Here is a 17,274-nt window from a genome sequence, read left to right as displayed (position 1 = left end):
AAATAGTCCCATCTCGTTCCCTTGGCAGCGACCGGGGCGGCACCTAAATTGTATCCGTCTAACCAAGAGGATTCCTTGGGGATTTCCTCGCACTGACAAAGTAACTGCTACCGCCCAAGGATCAGGCCGCGATCCGCGCGACCATGAAGGAAGATCGATGAACGCCAATCTGCGCAATTTCGCCCTCTGGGTCATCATTGTCTTGCTGCTGTTGGCGTTGTTCACGCTCTTCCAGAATCCGGGTCAGCGCGCCTCCTCGCAGGACATCGCCTTCTCCCAGCTCTTGAGCGAAGTTGACCGCGGCAATGTGCGCGATGTCGTGATCCAGGGGCCGGATATCCACGGCACCTTCACCAATGGCTCAAGCTTCCAGACCTATGCGCCGAACGATCCGACGCTGGTGAAGCGCCTCTATGACAGCAAGGTCCAGATCACCGCGAAGCCGCCCGGCGACAACGTGCCGTGGTTCGTCTCGCTGCTGGTCTCCTGGCTGCCCTTCATCGCGCTGATCGGCGTGTGGATCTTCCTGTCGCGGCAGATGCAGGGCGGCGCCGGCAAGGCGATGGGCTTCGGCAAGTCGCGCGCCAAGATGCTGACGGAGGCCCATGGCCGCGTCACCTTCGAGGACGTCGCCGGCGTGGACGAAGCCAAGCAGGACCTGCAGGAGATCGTCGAATTCCTCCGCGACCCCGGCAAATTCCAGCGCCTCGGCGGCCGTATTCCGCGCGGCGTGCTGCTGGTGGGCCCTCCCGGCACCGGTAAGACCCTGATCGCGCGTGCGGTCGCGGGCGAAGCCAACGTGCCGTTCTTCACCATCTCGGGTTCGGACTTCGTCGAAATGTTCGTCGGCGTCGGTGCTTCCCGCGTCCGCGACATGTTCGAGCAGGCCAAGAAGAACGCGCCCTGCATCATCTTCATCGACGAAATCGACGCCGTCGGTCGTCACCGTGGCGCCGGTCTCGGCGGCGGCAATGACGAGCGCGAGCAGACGCTGAACCAGTTGCTGGTCGAGATGGACGGCTTCGAGGCCAACGAGGGCGTGATCCTGATCGCCGCGACCAACCGTCCCGACGTGCTCGATCCCGCGCTGCTGCGTCCGGGCCGCTTCGACCGTCAGGTCGTGGTGCCCAATCCCGACGTCGTCGGCCGTGAGCAGATCCTCAAGGTTCACGTCCGCAAGGTGCCGCTGGCGCCGGATATCAACCTCAAGACCATCGCGCGCGGCACCCCGGGCTTCTCCGGCGCCGACCTGATGAACCTCGTCAACGAAGCCGCCCTGACCGCCGCCCGCCGCAACAAACGGATGGTGACGCAGGCCGAGTTCGAAGAGGCCAAGGACAAGGTGATGATGGGCGCCGAGCGCAAGTCGCTCGTGATGACCGAGGAAGAGAAGCTGCTGACGGCCTATCACGAGGGCGGCCACGCCATCGTCGGCCTCAACGTCGTCGCGACCGATCCGATCCACAAGGCGACCATCATTCCGCGCGGCCGTGCGCTGGGTATGGTCATGCAGCTGCCCGAACGCGACAAGCTGTCGATGTCGCTGGAGCAGATGACCTCGCGCCTCGCCATCATGATGGGTGGCCGCGTCGCCGAAGAGCTGATCTTCGGCCGTGAGAAGGTGACCTCGGGTGCATCCTCCGACATCGAGCAGGCGACGCGTCTGGCCCGCATGATGGTCACGCGCTGGGGCCTCTCGGAGGCGCTCGGCACCGTGTCCTATGGCGAAAACCAGGACGAGGTTTTCCTGGGCATGTCGGTGTCGCGCACCCAGAACGCATCGGAGGCGACGGTCCAGAAGATCGACACCGAGATCCGGCGTTTCGTGGAAGAGGGCTACAACGAAGCGACCCGCATTCTCACCGAGAAGCGTGCCGACCTCGAAGCTCTCGCCAAGGGCCTGCTCGAGTTCGAGACGCTCTCCGGCGACGAGATCATCGACCTGCTCAAGGGCAAGAAGCCGAACCGCGAGTCCGTGCTCGAGCCGGCTACGCCGCGCGCCTCCGCCGTGCCCCCGGCCGGCAAGTCCCGTCCGCGCCCCGATCCGGATCCCGGCCTGGAGCCGCAGCCGCAGGCGTAATCGAGAAGCGGCCAATCGAATTGAAAAACGCGGCGGAAACGCCGCGTTTTTTGTTGGCCGATGTTGATGCAGTTGCGCTTCAAACTCCGGTCTCGTGCCCCGGACGCAGCGCAGCGCCCCTTCGGCGGTGCGCTGCAGAGCCGGGGCCCATGTCTCCACATCCTCCCGTGCGGCCTCCTGGGTCCCGGCTCTGCGCAGCAGCATTGCACGCCGCAGCGCGTCCGGGACACGAGGGCGAGGCGCGTGTCGTCGCCACGAACTCCGTCATTGCGAGCGCAGCGAAGCAATCCAGAATCTTTCCGCAGCGGCAGTTTGGATTGCTTCGCTGCGCTCGCAATGACGATGTGGAGGCGCCGTGCTCGCAACGAGGCTCCGGTCTCGTAGGGTGGGCAAAGGCGCGTAGCGCCGTGCCCACCATCTCTCGGCAATTGCGATAGACGCGGTGGGCACGCTTCGCTTTGCCTACCCTACGATATCTCACTTCGCTGCCGCTCCGGGCCTCTCACCACCACGTTCCAGAAAATGCAGCACGTCGTCGCTGAACTGCTCGGGGTCCTGCAGGAACGAGAAGTGACTGACCTCCGGCTGGATCAGCAGGCCGGCGCCCGGAATGTTCGCCGCCATGAACTCGGTGTTCTCGCGCTTGATCGCCTCGTCGTGGTCGCCGTCCACGATCCAGGTCGGGACCTTGATGGAAGCGAGATCCGACGCCGTCCATTTCGGCTGGCTCTCCCACATTTTGGTAATCTCGGCGACGAAGCTCTTGTACTCGGTCGGGATCGGCGACAGGCGCTTGTACTCCTCGCCTGCTCTCGCGATGTAGGCGTTGAAGACGTCGCTCGACGCAATATCCGCAACGCCTGACGGATCCGAATTCGCGGCGAAGGCGAACAGCTTGCTCACGCGCTCCGGATGCTTCATCGCGATGTCGAGGCCGATGATCGCGCCGTCGCTCCAGCCCACGATCGCAGCTTTCCTGATCTTCAGGTGATCGAGCAGGGCGACCACGTCCGAGGCCATCAGATCGTAGCCATAGGGCTCCTGATTGCGGCTGCTGCGCCCATGTCCGCGGCTGTCCATGACGATGACCTGATAGTGCCGTTGCAGCGCGCGGACCTGGCGGCCCCAATAGTTGGCGTTGGCGAGGCCGCCATGGAGCAACAGGACGGGCTCGCCGCGGCCGAAAATTGCGTACCAGACCTTGATGCCGTTGACGGGTGCAAAACCGCTCTGCGTCGCCCTGGGCAGGGTCGGCGTCGGCGGCAGGTTCAGCCATTGCGGTGCCGCATGTGCCGCGCTGATCGCGACCGTGACGACAAGCGCGGCGAGAAGATTGCGAAACATCATGATACGCCCTCCGGTTCGACCGTCCGATATTAGCGCACGGCAAGTTGGGGGCGTCACGTCGCAACACGGTCCACCACCGAGACGTGAAGCCTCGTGATCTCCATTGCCGGGCAGACGATGTCGATGCCACAACGCAACGTCCGGGCTCAAATGGGGCGCGCGCTTGGTCTGACTTGTGTCATCGCAACGCCTGCGATCGCGAGCAGCCCGCCGGCGATCAACTTCGGGGTCATGCGCTCGCCAAGGAACAGCACGCTCGACGTCAAGGCGAACACCGGAAGCAGCAGGCCGAACGGCGCGACCCGGCCCATGGAGCAGCGGGCGATCAGCCAGAACCAGAGGCCGAACCCGACAATTCCGCCGATGAAAATCGTGTAGGCGAGCGCCAGCCAGCCGCGTCCATCCGCCGTGACGAGGCTCGCCAGTTGTCCGTATTCGAGCAGCAGCGACATCAACATGACCTGCGGCACCGTGAACAGCGACGACCACCCCATCAGCATCAGGGGATCGAAGGGGCCGTAGCGCTTCGTCAGGACGTTGGACACCGCGAATGCGAAGGCCGCCCCGACCACAAGGAGCAGCGGAAACCCGTTGGCCGACAGGCCAGGCTCCGCTGCCAGCACGACAACGCCGGCGAATGCGAGCAGCACGCCGGCGGACGTGGTGAGAGACGGCCGCTCGGCGAGCAACGGCCAGGCCAGCAGGACGGTGAAGGGCGTGGCGAGCTGATACGCGACGGCCGACATGCTGCCCGAGCCGAGCCCAAGACCGACATAGAACAGCCCGAAGTTCAGACCGCCCAGGAAGATCGAAATGGCTGCGACAGGGCCGAGCTGCTGGCGCGTGGGCCTTTTCACGAACGGAACGAGCAGCAGCGCGATGGCCAGGAAGCGCAGCGCGAGGAAGAACAGCGGCGGAAACTCCGCAACGCCCACCTTGATGGCCACGAACTGATAACCCCAGAGCAGGGGAACGGCTACCGCGCACACGATCTGGATGGCAGACATGGCATCTATCCTTTCAAGACCGATCGGTCCAGATATTGGCGCACCAGGTGCGGAGGCGTCCGGGGTTTTTTGACCTGATTGGCTTGCTACCTGACGAACCGGTCGAGAAGAGCGTCAGCGGTGGCTTGCGATGTGGCCCGCGCCGGCGCCGTCTTGCCGACCACGCGCAGGCCCTCGACGAAACAGACCAGAATTTTGGCGGCACTCGCGGGATCGACACCGTCGGCCAGCTTGCGCGCCACCTTCGCGCGGGACAGGGCATCGGCCACCCGGACCTCCATGTCCCTGAAGAAGCCCGCGACGCGGCGACCAATCTCGGCATCCTTGCCGGCCAGCTCCATGGCCGTGGCCACCAGCAGGCAGCCGCGCCGGCCATTGGCGCCGCTGGTGCGGTCGACATAGCCGGCAAGATAGGCCCGCAGGGCGTCGACCGGCTCCCTGCGGGGAGCGAGCTCGACATCCATCCGTGTCACGGCATCGGCAATGTAGCGATCGAGCGCGCGCAGGAAGAGCGAGTGCTTGTCGCCGAACGCGGCGTAAAGGCTGCCACGCGAGAGTTTCGTGGCCCGAAGCAGGTCCGGCAGCGCCGTGGCGTGATAGCCGTGCGACCAGAACACCCCCATCGCGCGTTCGACCGCGGCGTCCACGTCGAAGCTTCGGGGACGGCCACGGGGCGACTGCACTGGGGTTTGGCGGCTCATGATCGATATATAGACCGATCGGTCTATATATCGCAAGTGCCTGTTTCGGAGCAAAAGCCGGCGTCAGCTTTGAACGCCGAAATGGCTGTTCAGGGCCAGTTGCAGACATCCGACAGCCATGTGACCATGGTGGCCGTTGTTGCAGCCCACGATCAAGAAATTCCAGAAAGAGATGGTTCGCTGAGACAAAGGCTCCGCGAGATCGACGAGTCATCGAGGCCCGACGGAGGGCATGTATTTGAGACATTCAAGCAACGCTGCGTGTCCTGGCGAAGGTGCAGTCCAGATCGGCGGTCGATCGCTAGCTTACCTTCAGGTCGGCGACCCGAACGGTCCGCTCGTGCTTCACAATCATGGCGGACCATCGAGCCGGCTGGAAGCCAAGGTTTTTGCGTCTCACGCGCTCAATCTTGGTTTGAGATTTGTGTGCGTGGACCGTCCAGGCCAAGGCAAATCAGATCCTCAACACGGTCGCACCTTCGCAGGCTGGGCCGCAGACCTGGAAGCGATTGCCAACGCTTTTGAGACCGATCGCTTTGCGGTCACAGGCTGGTCTGAGGGTGGTCCTTGGGCGCTCGCGGCAGCGGCGTACCTCGATCCCGCGAAGCTGATACACGTTACCAGCATCGCTCCCGGATCCTACGGCGCATTCGGTACGAATTGGGCAGCGAAGGATCTGTCCTCGACCGACGCCATGGGTGGGTTCCTTGCACTGCATTTCCGGCCGGGTTTCCAGCTGATGTATGACCTGATTGATCTCGCTGCGACGCGGTTTCCGGAGCAGTACAAGAAGGCATTGCTGAAGGCGAGCTGCCCCGCTGACCTCGCGGCGCTTGCTGATGACGATGTGCTGAGTGCCATCGTGGAGTCCGGACGCGAGTGCTTCCGGCAAGGCGTTGACGGTCTCGTGACCGATGCGCAGATGCTCTACCAACAGTGGCCATTCGACGTCACGGCGATCCATAGGCCGGTTCATCTGTGGCAAGGCGGCGCCGATACGTTTGTGCCTTACGCAGTAAACAAACCGCTGGGTGAGCGGATGCCTGGAGCGGTATGGCACGAAGTCGCTGATGGCGGGCACTTTATTGCGAGTTCACACGCCGCCGAAATATTGGCGGTCGTTGCTAACGATCTGGCAGCAACGGCGTGATTTCGGTCTCCCATCGTCCCGATGGGAATGTCCGCTACGGATCAAAATGCGAAGAACGCAGAGCGGGCAAAGTCAGTGCGCTCTACCCCACCAAGCGGACCTCAATGAAAGGTCTCGCCACTTCGCTGATGGGCCAAGAGCCGACATCAACCCCTGGCATCCCGTCAAGGCGTGCTTGGCACTGCCGTCTGATCCGTCATACAGTGTGCTGTGGGTTGGATAGCGTGCCATGGCAGAAGAGCGGCCGGTCCGGGTCGAGCGCAGGTTGTCGGCGATATTGGCCGCCGACGTGGCTGGCTATTCGCGGCTCATGCACCATGACGAAGAAACGACGCATGCCAAACTGACGGCACTCCTAGCGGACGCTGTTGAACCGAGTATCGCCGAGCACGGTGGCCGCGTGGTGAAGAACACCGGAGACGGGTTCTTGGCGGACTTTCCGAGTGCGGTCCAAGCGGTTCGGGCTGCTGTTCAGTTTCAAACCCGCATCAAGGAACTTACAATTGGTGACGCGGAAGACAGACGCATTGCTTTGCGCGTGGGCGTCAATATCGGCGACGTAATTGTCGAGCCCCATGACATCTTTGGAGATGGCGTCAACGTCGCGGCGAGACTTGAGAGCATCGCAGAACCCGGCGGCATCTGCATCTCGTCTTCTGCCTACGATCAAGTCCGAGGCAAGGTCGGGGTTGAGTTCACCGATCTGGGCGAGCAGAACCTCAAGAATATTGCTCGTCCGATCCGAGCCTATGCCGTGGCCCGAGAGGGACTTAGCCCGGTGACAAATGTCGGCAGCACGACGCCAAGCTCGCTTTCAGCGCCGCGTCTGTCCATGGTGGTGCTGCCGTTTGCGAATATTGGTGGCGATCCCGAGCAAGACTATTTCGTTGACGGCGTGACCGAGAGCCTGACCACAGACTTGTCGCGCATCAATGGCTCATTCGTGATTGGCCGACACACCGCATTTACGTTCAAAGGCAAAGCGGTTGATCTCAAGCAGATCGGGCGCGAGTTAAACGTCCGCTACGTACTGGAGGGCTCGGTGCAGCGTGGTGGCAACCGGCTTCGCGTGAATGTTCAGCTGATCGACGCCGAGACTGGCAAACACCTGTGGGCCGAACGGTTCGATAAGCCAGTCGCTGATCTATTCGATATGCAGGACGAAATCGTATCGAGGCTCGCCAACACGCTAAATACTCAACTTGTTGAAGCTGAGGCGCGGCGGGCGGAGCGTTCGCTGCATCCCGATGCGATGGATTTTATTTTCCAGGGCATGGCTTGCTTAAACAAGGGAAGGACTTCCGAGTATCTTGCGCAATCGCGCAGCTTTTTTGAACGCGCCTTGGCGCTCGATCCCAAAAATGTCGAAGCGCTGGTCGGATTGGCAGTTGTTGATGCGGCAGCTGTTGGCATGGCTTTGACCGTTGAGCGGGCCGCGCGTCTCGCAGCGGCTGAGACGGCCTTGATCAAGGCTCTGTCCCTGGCCCCCCAGCACGCACGCGCCCACTGGCTTCTCGGAAACATCAAAATGTTCACAAACCGCGCGGCCCAAGGCATTGCTGAATGCGAGCAGGCATTGGCGCTGGATCGAAACCTAGCTAATGCGCACGCCTACATTGGTCGCGCCAAGTATCTTCTCGGTCGCGGCGAGGAGACTGAGGCCCATGTCCAAGAGGCACTCCGCCTCAGTCCTCGTGATACGGAGGCTTTTGTTTGGATGATGTTCGCGGGCTTCGCCAAGCTGCAGTTCGGCGCCGATCAGGAGGCGGTCGCACGGTTCCGTCGCTCGGTCGAGATCAACCGAAATCATCCACGCGCGCACATCTATCTTGCCACCGCGCTAGCGCACCTCGGTCAGCTTGATGAGGCGCGATCCGCGGCCCAAGCAGGGCTTGCGCTCGACCCGACTTTCACTATCTCCCGCTTCCGCGCCAACGTGCCGAGCGACCATCCGACTTACCTCGCTGGACGCGAGCGCTTCTGTGAGGGCATGCGCATGGCCGGGGTGCCAGAGGGGTGATGTCGGAGACGGGTCAGAAGCGGCGGTAGACGCCAAGCTGCTTAGGCGTCTGGTTTACCTCCGACAGCCGACATGACACGTGTTCGGGCGAGTTTCGGCTTCGGGCCACAAGCAGACTCATGCACTGCAGCAAACGGCATCTCTATTCGTCCACCTCGTCGCCACGGGCGAAATCCTTGGCTGCGACGGTCACTCGGGCATCCCGGCTTGCCGCAATCCTTCTTCATATCGCGAGACGTCTTCGGCACGCCGATAAGGGCCCAGCACGTGTTTGAGAGTGGAAACATGTAGCGCGGGATTTAGTTGCCGCAGCCGAGCCACTGCCTTACGTGCCTGCTCCGGCCGTCCGGCCATTGCGTTGCTTGCGGCGTCGATGCGTAATCCCGCTTGATGGTCCGGTTTGTCCTGCAATGCCATTGCCGCCCACGATGCTGCCTCGTCATAGCGGCCCAGGAAGAAATGTGCATGCGCGGTCCCGCTTCGCATTGCCATCGCCCACGGATCAAGTGGGTTCAGACGCATGGCATGCGCGAAGCGCTCGATCGCCAGTTCCGGTTCACCGAGCCAGAGTTTCACCCAGCCGCCGCAATACCATGCGTCGGCAGAATTGGAATTGAGCACAAGCGCGCGATCGATTAAGGCGGCGCCTACCCCGAGATCGCGAACAACATACGCTAACGCCCACCCGCTCGCGGCGAGCGCGATCGCGTCGTCCTTGCCCAACTCGACCGCCCGCCGAGCGAGCCTCGTCACTTCGGCAATCTCGTTCGCTGTGTTTGAAATCCAGCCTTCGCCCTTTGCATAGACGTGGCAAGAGGCGGCACGACCGTAGGCGGACGCAAAGTCTGGGTCGAGCTCAATCGCACTGTTGAACAGGCGCAATGCCTCGTCGTTAGCTTGCCGGTTGGCAAACTGATAAAATCCGGCCAAACCGCGCAAGTAGAGGGCATAGGCGTCGAGACTCTCGGTCGGCTTGCGCTTGGCACGCTCGATCTCGGCTTTTTCCACCGCTGGCGCGATCGCCCCGACAACGCTCTCGGTCACCTGGTCCTGCAGAGCGAAGATGTCGCCGAGGCCACCATCAAACCGATCTGCCCAAAGATGGGCTCCGGTGGCGCTATCGACGAGCTGTCCTGTGATGCGCACTCGGTTTGCCACTTTGCGAACGCTGCCTTCCAGCACGTAGCGCACCCCAAGCTCGCGTCCAATCTGCTTCACGTCGACGGCGCGCCCCTTGTAAGTGAAGCTCGAATTGCGGGCGATGACGAACAGCGCCTTGAAATGAGACAGCGCCGTGATGACGTCTTCGGCCATTCCATCAGCAAAGTAGTCCTGTTCCGGATCACCGCTCATGTTGGTGAATGACAGAACAGCGATGGAGGGCTTATCAGGAAGGGCAAGGGCTGGCTTCGATTCTGGCGAAACTGTCGTTTTCGATTCCTTCGCGCCAGAAACCGCGAACACTTGCACCGGTCGCGCGATGTTCTTCAGCGCGATCTCGCCCTTGTCGTCAAAACACACATTGATCCGGTCACGGACCTGATCGTGAACAGCACGAGAGATCGAAATGCCTCCCGGCACAGCGATGCTTTCGAGCCGCGCTGCAATATTGACGCCATCGCCGAAGATATCGTTGTCGTCGATGATGACGTCTCCCAGATGGATGCCGATGCGGAACTCGATCCGCTCGGCCTGGGGTATCTCCGTGTTCTCGTCAGCCATGCCGCGCTGAACTTCGATGGCGCATCGCGTTGCATCGACGGCACTGGCAAATTCGACCAGCATACCGTCGCCAGTGGTCTTGACGATGCGGCCGCGATGTTTGGCGATTGTGGGGTCGACAAGCGCTTTTCTAAAAGCCTTCAGTTGCGCCAGCGTGCCTTCCTCGTCGGCACCAATCAAGCGGCTATAACCGGCGACATCCGCCGCCAGGATAGCCGTCAGTCGCCGCTCGACGGGCTCGCTGCTCAAGACGCACCCCCGGGCTCGGGAAGCTAGATGTCCATCATAGCAGCATCGTGGGCTGGTGTCCGGCCAGGACCAATGTCCGAGTTGGGTCAATCGCGTCGGTTTGGTTCTCCCGAGACGACTTCCGGTCAGCCCCAGTGAGCGGACATCTTTAGTACCCCTCGCCAGGTCTCATACGGGCCAAAAGCAGACATCGCCTCGACAGCCGCTTGTCTATCAGACAGTCCCAACACGGGAAGATATGTTAGAATTGCCCATCATCAGAATTGGGTCGATCTTTTGCGAGCACGACACGAGTGAGGATGTTGCAGGCTATGGCTGTGTCAGAAGACAGATTACCGACTGGCGGTTTTGCTCACTTGGTCCCTGAAATGGATGTGTTCGACCTCAARCAGAGCACGACCTTTTGGTGCGACCTCCTTGGTTTCCGTATCGCCTATCAGCGGCCTGAAAGTCGATTTGTGTACCTGGAGTTTCAGGGTGCGCAGGTCATGCTCAGACAGCACAGCGGCCATTGGCAAACTGGTGCTTTAGAACGACCACTGGGGCGCGGTATCAACTTCCAAATCTTTGTCGGCTCCGTCGCGCCACTTCTCGATGCTTTGGAAAAGGCACAATGGCCGCTCTTCAGGGAATGTCACGATGCTTGGTATCGGATCGCCGGTGAGGAGCGAGGCAACAGGCAGTTTTTGGTGCAGGACCCCGACGGCTACCTTCTGCGTTTCGCGCAAGACYTGGGAAAAAGATAGCTTTTCGACCCAGCAATCCCACTTGGAGATTGTCCGCTAAGGGTCGAAATGCGAAGAACGCAGAGTGAGTAAAGTCAGTCCGCTCTACGCCACCAAGCGGACCTCAATGAAAGGTGTCGCCACTTCGTTGATGGGCCACAAGCGGACTTCGCTGATGCTTTGCTCAATCACTTCGTCTGCGATGCCCAGCGTGGGCGGTATCGTTACCCCCAGCGCCTTCGCGGTCTTGCGGAAATCAGCGCGCGAATTTGTAGTAAGCGAACGCCGCCGAAGTGACCGTAAGCAATGCCGAAGCAATCCAGATCGGCCCCAGCACGAAGATGGCTATCGCGCCCTGCCCACAGGCACCGCATGCAACCCAAAACACTATTGGAAAAAAACATAGCAGGATGACTACGGCAAATCCTGTACTGAGCCAAACTCCTCTCGACCCCCATCGCGCACCCAAAAACCATGGAATGGCGGGAAAGCCGAAGGACAGAATAACCAGGAGGGTCATCAGATCGTCGAACATGAATGGCTCTTGGTCGTTGACACGAGGCAGATGGTTCAAACTCATGCGAGAACCGCGCGAGCCTTTGTCATCGCTGCTATCCTGACTCCGGGCGCATAAGTCGAATAACAGCAATTGACATTGCCGCTTGACGACCGCCTTGGGTCAAACGGCGAAATGGCCGGAGTGCGCGCCTGAGTCCGCTTCACATCTTCAAGCGAACGTCGCATCCGAGAGGACACGCCTGAAGCTACGTCCTCACTTCGACGGCAGCGCCGCGCCGTCCGCATTGTCCCGCACATGAATGACGGCGATGTCATCCGTATAGATCCGCTTCCAGCCCTTGATTTGATCGAGGATTTGCGGGCCCGGCGCATCGGCGACCAATAGCGTCGCGTCGATCTTGTACTGGTCGAGCAGGCGCGGCAGCAGCTCGGGCTTCTTGCCTTCCGTCGCCTTGAAGAAGTCCATGACGAATTTTTCGCCATAGAGCTCGGCGCGGCCGTCGACGTAAACAGGGACGTCGCGCGAGATCAGATAGCCGCCGAACTGATAGGCGTTGAAGATGCGCTTCACCCCGAGTTTTTCGAGCAGGTCGACCGCCGCAACCGGCGTCTGCGTCATCGTGAACGTGAAGCGATGGTGTCCCATGTAGAGCGAGGTCGAGGTCCAGCTCGCGGCCACGATCATGAGCGCGCCGAGCGCGGTGACATAGCGGGCCGGCCAGCGGTCGGCGCCGGCTGTGTCCGCCGGCGGGCGCGGGAACATCTCGCCGAGCGGCTTTGCCAGCACCAGCGGCACCAGGAAGGCGAAGGCCTCGATATTCCTGACATGGGTCAGCGCGCTCCAGGTCAGGAACAGGATCAGGAAGATCCGCGGCGCCGACAGCACGAGGCCGCGATAATAGCCGAGCGCGATCAGGCCGAGCAGTGCGCCTTCGAACCCGGTGAAGGTGGCAAAGTTCGCCGGCATCCATTCGAAGATCAGTGACAGCAATTCGCCGAGGCTGAGGATGTTGGTCGCGCCCATCAGCGTCCGCCAGCCGTAAGGCGTGCAGCAGGCAGCGATCAGCGCGCCGACGCCGAACAGCACCCAGCGGATGAACAGCTTCAGCCGCTGTCCCTTCTCGGCATGCTCGACCGCTTCGAGCGAGATCGGACCGATCAGTGCGAGGCCCAGCACGAAGCCGCCATGCAGATTCGCCCAGAGCGCCATCAGCGGCAGCCAATACCAGGACGGCGCGCTTCTGCGGTTGGCCGCCGCCATCAGCAGGCCGACCCACGTCACCATGACGGGCAGCGCCAGGATATGCGGACGGGCCAACACGTGATGGATCGACAGCAGCAGCGCCAGCATCGCGAACAGCACCGCGCGCGGCGCCTCGATCTGTGCGTCGAGCAGATAGACGAAGACCGCAGCGGTGAGCGCCATCCCGGTCGCGGTGAGGATGACCGGACCTGCCCAGCCCCATTGCGCGTAGGAGCAGGCGAACAGCACCTGCGACAGCCACGACGTCGAGATCCAGGATTCCCCCGGGCGCGTGAAAGAATAGAAGTCGGTGTAGGGCAGGGCGCCGTGATCGAGGATCCATTGCCCGATCTTGATCTGCCAGAACGAGTCGGAGTCCTGAAGCAGCGTGTCGCCGACGAAGAGGAAGAACAGATAGGTGCCGGCACCGACGCAGAGCGGCAGCAGTGCTCGCGCGCGGCTCTGCATCGCAATGCTGTTGGCAAAGGAAAGGGACATGCCGCCTCGTCGTCCTGTTTGTTCTTGTCGGCCGGAGCATGATCCGGAAAAGTGTGTAGCGGTTTTCCGAGAAGATCATGCTCAAACAATAACCTGAAGCGCGATGAACGATTCATCTCGTCGTGCTTCAGGCCGAGCGGGCGGCATTGGACCATGCGCGGTCATAACTTCGGGTAAATCGCGCCTCCGCGGCATTGCCGCGGATAGCTACGATTTAACGGATTGTTTTCAATTCTCCTTTACCATCGTCGAATACGTGCAATCCGCTTCGTGTTTCCGCAGTCGAATTAACTGCGGCGCAATTCTTTGCCTCTAGGTTCGGTTCCATGGTCGGGCGGCGCTGGGAAGCCGAGAAGACCAGACTATTTGTAAGCCACGTGTACTCTTTGGGAGCAGTCTATGAAGAACCTCGTTTCGCGTTTCGTGAAGGACGAATCCGGCGCCACCGCCATTGAATACGGCCTGATCGCTGCCGGCATCGCGCTGGCGATCATCACCGTCGTCAACAACCTCGGCAGCTCGCTGAACACCAAGTTCGGCTCGATCTCGTCCAGCCTCAAGTAAGACCGGACGATCTGAGAGTTTCGAGAGCCCCGTCCCGGACGGGGCTCTTTTCTTTTGGGCGGTGGAGTGAGCCGGAGGCTGCTCGGCCTGCATGGTTGGCCCGGCGATGCAGAGCATCGTCCGGAGATGCCCGCTTTGGCGGGCTCCTCACCATGAGGGTCTGATATCTTGCCGCGAAACGCGACCTCATCCTTGAGGGCCCGCCGGAGGCGGGCGTCTCGAAGGATGGCCCGCAGGCAAGCTTCYCGGCACGTTCTTCTTCAAAGCCCGCCAGCTGGTGTCGCCAGGCTTGGCGCTCCCGTCCGTCCGGCGTGACGTTCTACGCATTTGCATCTTGTCATTCACTTTGAATAGTTGTTCAGTCCTTGCGGGACGATTTGCATCTATTGCAGGGACGACGCGTTCGGCCGCGCGGGGCGTGCGGCTGGCGTGTGGGACAGGAAGCGCGCCATGGTTTATCGGCGAACGCATCAAGTGGTGAAGCGCCTTGCGGCCAGGCGCAGTGCGATCCTTGCTGCGGCGCGGGAAGCTGCGGCGGAAGGCGGGATGGCGGCGGTGCAGATCGCGCCGGTTGCGGTCCGGGCCAGTGTCGCGGCCGGAACGGTCTACCGCTACTTCCCGTCCAAGTCCGAGCTGATCTCCGAATTGATTGCCGAGGTGTCGCGCGACGAGCTCGCGGCGATCCGCCGGGCGGCTGATGCCGCGCCCGGCCCATCCTCGGCGCTGGCGGCGGCCGTCACCACCGTGGCGGTCCATACGCTGTCGCAGCGCAGGCTGGCCTGGGGCATCCTGGCCGAGCCGGTCGACGTCGATGTCAGCGCGTCCCGCCTGGCCAGTCGCCGCGAGATCGCCGGCGAGATCGCCGCGCGGATCGACGCCGCCGTGCGTGCCGGCCATTTGCCGGCGCAGGATACCGCGCTGGCGGCCACCGCGCTGTTGGGGGCGCTGCATGAGGCCCTGGTCGGGCCGCTCGCGCCCGACAATCTCGACGATCCCGCCAGGATGCGCGATGCGGTGCAGACCGTGACGCTGCTGGCCCTGCGCGCCGTCGGCGTGATGGACGCCCGCGCCCGCGGTCTGGTGGTGCAGCAGACGCTGCTGCCGACCGCGAAAGCGCTGGTCGGGGCCTGAAGAGCAGGTCGCGGCCGGGGCCGAGACCTGATTCCGCTCAGGTCATTGCCCGAGCGCGCCTTTCCGCAAAACCCGAGCACCTTCGCCGGCAACGCCGGCTACTGTGCATGGGGTTGTTTTCGTCTTTTTTGTTTGCCGGGCTCCGGCCGGCTAGATATCCGCGCCGCCCTCGGGGCCGACCGAGGCGATGCGCACCATGTTGGTGGTGCCGGGAATGCCGAGCGGCACGCCGGCGACGATGATCACGCGCTGGCCGGCGCGGACAAAACCGTCGCGGAAGGCGATCTGGCCGGCGCGGCTCACCATGTCGTCCTGGTCGCGCGCGTCTTCCGCCACCACGCAATGCACGCCCCAGACCACCGCCAGCCGGCGTCCGGCCGCGATGTTGGGCGTGATCGCCACGATCGGCGGCTTCGGCCGCTCGCGCGCGACGCGCACCGCGGTCGAGCCCGAGCTGGTCCAGCAGATCAGGGCCGGCAGGTCGAGCGTCTCGGCGATCTGGCGGGCGGCGTCCGCGATGGCGTCGCCGGCGGTGGATTCCGGCGCGGGGCGCTGTGCGGTGAGCACGGAACGATAAATCGGGTCGCGCTCGACCTCTTCGCCGATGCGGTTCATGGTCGAGACCGCCTCGACCGGGAATTTGCCGGCCGCCGATTCCGCCGACAGCATGATGGCGTCGGCGCCTTCATAGACGGCGGTGGCGACGTCCGAGACCTCGGCGCGGGTCGGCACCGGCGACTGGATCATCGATTCCAGCATCTGGGTCGCGATCACCACCGGCTTGCCGGCGCGGCGCGCCATGCGCGTCATCTGCTTCTGCAGGCTCGGCACGCGTTCCAGCGGCAGCTCGACGCCGAGGTCGCCGCGCGCCACCATCAGCGCGTCGGAGGCCTCGATGATGTCGGCGAGGCGGTCGATCGCCTGCGGCTTCTCGATCTTGGCCATGACCGCGGCGCGGCCGCGGATCATCTTCTTGGCCTCGATCACGTCGTCGGCGCGCTGCACGAAGGACAGCGCGATCCAGTCGACGCCGGTCACCAGCGCGGCCTCGAGGTCGGCGCGGTCCTTCGGCGTCATCGCCGAGACCGGCAAATCGGTGTCGGGCAGGCTGACGCCCTTCCGGTCGGACATCCGGCCGCCGACCACGACACGCGTCACCGCGTGCTCCTTCGAGGTCTCCTCCGCGATCAGGCGCACCTTGCCGTCGTCGAGCAGCAGCGAATGGCCGGGCCTGAGTGCTGCCAGGATCTCCGGATGCGGGAGATTGACGCGCGTGGCATCGCCCGGCGTCTTGTCGGAATCGAGCGTGAAGATCTGGCCGTTCTGGAGCTGGACCGCGCCTTCGGCGAAGGCGCCGAGCCTAAGCTTCGGGCCCTGGAGATCGACCAGGATGCCGATCGGCCGGCCATAACTGCTCTCGACGTTGCGGATCGTCGCGACCAGCTCCCGCATCTTGTCATGCGGGGTGTGGCTCATGTTGATGCGGAACAGATCGGCGCCGGCCTCGAACAGGCGGCGGATCATCGCGAGGTCCGAAGAGGCAGGTCCCAGGGTCGCGAGAATCTTGATACGGCGAAGACGCCTCATGGCTTATTTCCAGACGGTGGCGAGGGGGCTGGCGGAAGGCCAGGCGCGGCGGGGGGCGTACCACCGGGCGGACTATTGGGCAAACCCGGAACGCCACCACCCGGGCCGACAGGGCCCGGCAGGCCGGGCACGCGCTGCTGCTGTGACGGCTGCTCGTTGGCGTCGGTGAGCTGAACCGTCCAGGCCCGCTGCTCGCCGGTATCGACCTCGAAATAGCCGGTCCGGTCGTAGCCGCGCGCGAGGCAATCCTCGGTGCCGCGGATGGTGAATTCCTTGTCGCGCGAGCACATGAAGGCCTGGCCCGACCATTCGCCGCCGCGGTCGTAGTCGATCGCGTAGATGTAATAGTAGCGGGCGACCAGCGTTCCCCGCAGCAGGGTCTCGCAGGAGCGGGACGAGATGTTCCACCAGCCCTCGGTGGTCCAGCCCTCGGCGTCCTTGTAGCCGAGCGCAATGCCGACCCGGCTCGAGGTGTTGTTGCAAAGCCGGAAGTCGGCGGAGGCCGGGCTGGCCCAGAGGCACAGCAGGCCAACCACCAGCACCGGGACCAACCGGGCTAGCAGGCGAAGGGGGACGCGGGGAGATTCGGCGATCATTGTCGCGGAACGTATACCAGATGATTGACGATTTGGCGTAGGGCCGGGGAACCGGCCTTCGGGTTGGCTCTGGCGCCGTTTGCGCCGTGATATGGCAAAATCTGTGACAAGGGCCCACCTGATCCCGTAAGGGTG

General features: G+C 62.8%; 14 protein-coding genes. 6 read left to right on the top strand and 8 right to left on the bottom strand.

Annotated features, from left to right (window positions below; translation table 11 throughout):
- Positions 1-157: 157 nt before the first annotated feature.
- Positions 158-2,080: an ATP-dependent zinc metalloprotease FtsH gene (gene ftsH / locus AB4Z51_RS05240; protein WP_063981098.1), complete on the top strand. Its 1,923-nt coding sequence runs from the start codon at positions 158-160 to the stop codon at positions 2,078-2,080.
- Between the two features lie 477 nt (positions 2,081-2,557).
- Here ftsH and AB4Z51_RS05235 read toward each other — a convergent pair whose 3' ends face one another.
- The 3 genes from AB4Z51_RS05235 to AB4Z51_RS05225 form a co-directional block, all read right to left on the bottom strand.
- Complete coding sequence (locus tag AB4Z51_RS05235; RefSeq protein ID WP_441497131.1) at positions 2,558-3,427, bottom strand: alpha/beta fold hydrolase; 870 nt, start codon at positions 3,425-3,427, stop codon at positions 2,558-2,560.
- Between the two features lie 146 nt (positions 3,428-3,573).
- Positions 3,574-4,434 (bottom strand): DMT family transporter, encoded by an 861-nt coding sequence (locus AB4Z51_RS05230; RefSeq protein WP_135214771.1) that lies wholly within the window; start codon positions 4,432-4,434, stop codon positions 3,574-3,576.
- Positions 4,435-4,520: 86 nt separating this feature from the next.
- Positions 4,521-5,135, bottom strand: a complete 615-nt coding sequence (locus AB4Z51_RS05225) for a TetR/AcrR family transcriptional regulator (RefSeq protein ID WP_175617999.1) — start codon at positions 5,133-5,135, stop codon at positions 4,521-4,523.
- Positions 5,136-5,373: 238 nt separating this feature from the next.
- Between AB4Z51_RS05225 and AB4Z51_RS05220 the strand changes: the two genes are divergently transcribed.
- A complete protein-coding gene (locus tag AB4Z51_RS05220) occupies positions 5,374-6,285 on the top strand; it encodes an alpha/beta fold hydrolase (protein WP_441497130.1) in 912 nt (303 codons plus the stop codon).
- Positions 6,286-6,514: 229 nt separating this feature from the next.
- A complete protein-coding gene (locus AB4Z51_RS05215; RefSeq protein ID WP_441497129.1) occupies positions 6,515-8,305 on the top strand; it encodes a tetratricopeptide repeat protein in 1,791 nt (596 codons plus the stop codon).
- Between the two features lie 189 nt (positions 8,306-8,494).
- On the opposite strand, the gene AB4Z51_RS05210 is transcribed toward AB4Z51_RS05215, so the two are convergent.
- Positions 8,495-10,276 (bottom strand): adenylate/guanylate cyclase domain-containing protein, encoded by a 1,782-nt coding sequence (locus AB4Z51_RS05210; protein ID WP_223153860.1) that lies wholly within the window; start codon positions 10,274-10,276, stop codon positions 8,495-8,497.
- A 299-nt stretch (positions 10,277-10,575) separates the two neighbouring features.
- On the opposite strand from AB4Z51_RS05210, the gene AB4Z51_RS05205 reads away from it, so the two are divergent.
- The gene (locus tag AB4Z51_RS05205; RefSeq protein WP_075019313.1) at positions 10,576-11,022 is read left to right on the top strand and encodes a bleomycin resistance protein; all 447 of its coding nucleotides are present in this window, start codon (positions 10,576-10,578) and stop codon (positions 11,020-11,022) included.
- Positions 11,023-11,257: 235 nt separating this feature from the next.
- On the opposite strand, the gene AB4Z51_RS05200 is transcribed toward AB4Z51_RS05205, so the two are convergent.
- Positions 11,258-11,536: a hypothetical protein gene (locus AB4Z51_RS05200; protein WP_135216425.1), complete on the bottom strand. Its 279-nt coding sequence runs from the start codon at positions 11,534-11,536 to the stop codon at positions 11,258-11,260.
- Positions 11,537-11,773: 237 nt separating this feature from the next.
- Entirely contained in the window at positions 11,774-13,261 is a 1,488-nt protein-coding gene (locus AB4Z51_RS05195; protein WP_441497128.1) for a hypothetical protein, read from the bottom strand.
- Between the two features lie 399 nt (positions 13,262-13,660).
- Between AB4Z51_RS05195 and AB4Z51_RS05190 the strand changes: the two genes are divergently transcribed.
- Together AB4Z51_RS05190 and AB4Z51_RS05185 are read left to right on the top strand one after the other, a co-directional pair.
- On the top strand, positions 13,661-13,825 hold the full coding sequence (locus tag AB4Z51_RS05190) for a Flp family type IVb pilin (RefSeq protein WP_014492421.1): 165 nt from the start codon (positions 13,661-13,663) through the stop codon (positions 13,823-13,825).
- A gap of 450 nt (positions 13,826-14,275) precedes the next feature.
- A complete protein-coding gene (locus AB4Z51_RS05185; protein ID WP_071909750.1) occupies positions 14,276-14,956 on the top strand; it encodes a TetR/AcrR family transcriptional regulator in 681 nt (226 codons plus the stop codon).
- Positions 14,957-15,106: 150 nt separating this feature from the next.
- Here the strand turns inward: AB4Z51_RS05185 and pyk are convergent, their stop codons facing one another.
- Entirely contained in the window at positions 15,107-16,543 is a 1,437-nt protein-coding gene (gene pyk, locus AB4Z51_RS05180; RefSeq protein WP_063981106.1) for a pyruvate kinase, read from the bottom strand.
- Complete coding sequence (locus AB4Z51_RS05175; RefSeq protein WP_085400831.1) at positions 16,540-17,139, bottom strand: DUF1036 domain-containing protein; 600 nt, start codon at positions 17,137-17,139, stop codon at positions 16,540-16,542. Before AB4Z51_RS05175 ends, pyk begins: the two co-directional genes overlap by 4 nt.
- Positions 17,140-17,274 lie beyond the last annotated feature (135 nt).

Source organism: Bradyrhizobium sp. 2TAF36 (assembly GCF_052114925.1).
Classification (GTDB): domain Bacteria; phylum Pseudomonadota; class Alphaproteobacteria; order Rhizobiales; family Xanthobacteraceae; genus Bradyrhizobium; species Bradyrhizobium barranii.
This window is presented reverse-complemented; position numbering and strand designations above follow the sequence as displayed.